Source organism: Lysinibacillus halotolerans (assembly GCF_003711845.1).
Classification (GTDB): Bacteria; Bacillota; Bacilli; order Bacillales_A; family Planococcaceae; genus Ureibacillus; species Ureibacillus halotolerans.
Genome location: NZ_RHLQ01000096.1, coordinates 1 through 2393 on the forward strand (window position 1 = coordinate 1; position 2393 = coordinate 2393).

General features: G+C 33.6%; 1 protein-coding gene and 1 riboswitch. The gene reads right to left on the minus strand.

The features are described 5' to 3' along the window. Positions 1 to 544: 544 nt before the first annotated feature. On the minus strand, positions 545 to 1870 hold the full coding sequence (locus EC501_RS18215; protein WP_122973750.1) for an NCS2 family permease: 1326 nt from the start codon (positions 1868 to 1870) through the stop codon (positions 545 to 547). Between the two features lie 175 nt (positions 1871 to 2045). Further along, a riboswitch (purine riboswitch) is annotated at positions 2046 to 2147 on the minus strand. Positions 2148 to 2393: the final 246 nt, after the last annotated feature.

Sequence of the window (2393 nt, forward strand, 5' to 3'; positions counted from 1 at the left end):
TGTATTAGGCACGCCGCCAGCGTTCGTCCTGAGCCAGGATCAAACTCTCCATAAAAGAAAATTTGATAAAGCTCTAAATTTACACCGGCATCATAATGATGTCCAAAATTTTGTTTCAACTGTTAAGTTGAAACTGTATTTCATTAACGTTTTGTTGTTCAGTTTTCAAGGTTCATCTCGTTGCTCATTAACAGCAACTTGCATATCTTATCAAACTAACAATCACTTGTCAACAACATTTCAACATTATTTTCATTTGATAAGACTTTAACTACTATAACAAGTTATTGTTATAGTGTCAATTATTTTTTGATGTTGTTTTGTATTGTTTCAACAGAACGTTTATTACTATATCACCTCAATCTTCAGTATGCAAGGTCAAATATAAAAGTAAAACAATTCAATATAATTAGAAACTAATGTAATCAAAACACACAACAATTATATAGAAGAAACTCTATTTTTTCATAATATGTAATTAAACATAACTAAGTTTCTTCTTATAATAAAAGGGTTGGAAGCATTACACTTCCAACCCTTTTATTTAAACAGTTATAAGATATACTAAGAAAATCAAAGCAAATATATACATAATAAGACTAACTTCTTTAGCTCTACCTTTTACAACCATTGTTAATGGATAAAAAATGAAACCTACGGCGATACCAGTTGCAATGGAACCAGTCAAAGGCATCATAATCATTGTAAGGAAAGCTGGAACTGCTAATTCAAAACGATTCCAATCAATTTGTCCTAATGAGGAAACCATTAATATACCAACAATAATAAGCGCTGGAGCAGTAACGGCACTCGTTACGACCGATAATACTGGTGAGAAGAATAATGCTAGTAAGAATAAGATCCCCGTTACAATCGAAGCAAAACCAGTTCGAGCACCGGCAGCTACTCCTGAAGATGATTCAACATATGATGTTACTGTTGAAGTACCGAAGATAGAACCAGCTATTGTTGCGATAGAATCGGAAATTAACGCTTTGCCCGCACGTGGTAAACGGTTGTCTTTTACAAAGCCTGCTTGGTTTGCTACCGCCATAAGAGTACCAGCGTTATCAAAGAAGTCTACAAATAAGAAAGTCAAAATAACAGAAAGCATTGATAATGTATAAAATTCCGGATCAGAAAATGCACTAAACAATGATCCAAATGTTGGTGAAATACTAGGTGGAGCAGATAATACTTTCTCTGGTAAGTCCACAAGTCCAAATATCATTCCAACAACAGCCGTTATAACCATACCATAGAATACGCCACCTTTAAGTCCAAGAACCATTAAGATGACAGTAATGACTATACCAAATATCGCTAGTAAAACTGTTGAGTCATGTAAATTTCCAAGTCCTACTAACGTATTTGGATTACTTACGATAATCCCAGCATTTTTGAAACCAATAAAAGCAACAAACAACCCAATTCCAGCACCTACAGCTAATTTCAATTGCATTGGAATGGCATTAATTAATTTTTCACGTAAACCTGTTAACGTTAATATTAAGAAGAATACCCCTGAAATAAATACTGCCGCTAAAGCATGTTGCCACGGACTACCGTTTGTTAATATTACCGTATAGGCAAAAAACGCGTTAAGCCCAAGTCCAGGTGCTAATGCTAAAGGATATTTTGCTAAAATCCCCATTACGAAACACCCAATTGCAGCTGATACTGCAGTAGCAACAAATACTGCCCCATAATCCATACGAAGAGCATCAGGAAGATCTTTTACGTCATTTAACGTTAAAGTCAAAGGATTTACTACTAATATATAAGCCATTGCAAGGAAAGTAGTAAAACCTCCTAATATTTCACGACCATATGAAGTACCTAGTTCATCAAATTGAAAATACTTTTTCATTTTTTCCTCCGAATTACTCGTCTGTAATGTCATTCGAATTATATAACTTCATACATGTGTTTAAATTATGCGTAAAAGAAATCAATCTAATCCTTTTTTCGCAAAATAAAAGACACGCACCTATTTAGAGTTGCATGTCTACGATTCGCAAGAATAACTATATAAAAATAGCATTCTTCCATTTATCTTAAATCGTAGTCAAGCTATTTAAGGTAGCTTGGTAGAAACTCACGAGCCATATCCTCGACATTATACGACGAAATATTTAATTTACTCCTGTAATATATCATCTCATTTTATGAATTTCAACCATTTTTACGAACATTTTTATATATTTTTAGATTAAAGTTCGTAATTCGTACAGAAAATAAATGATTTATTAGAATTCCTTATCTATTATCTTAAAATAAATATCCGCCTGTAAAACAGGCGGTTTTAGTAACGCCCTATAAGGGCTCCTTACTAACTGCCCCTAAAGGGGCTTTTTTAATTGACCGTCAACCGTATTTGTTCTTTAATCTCG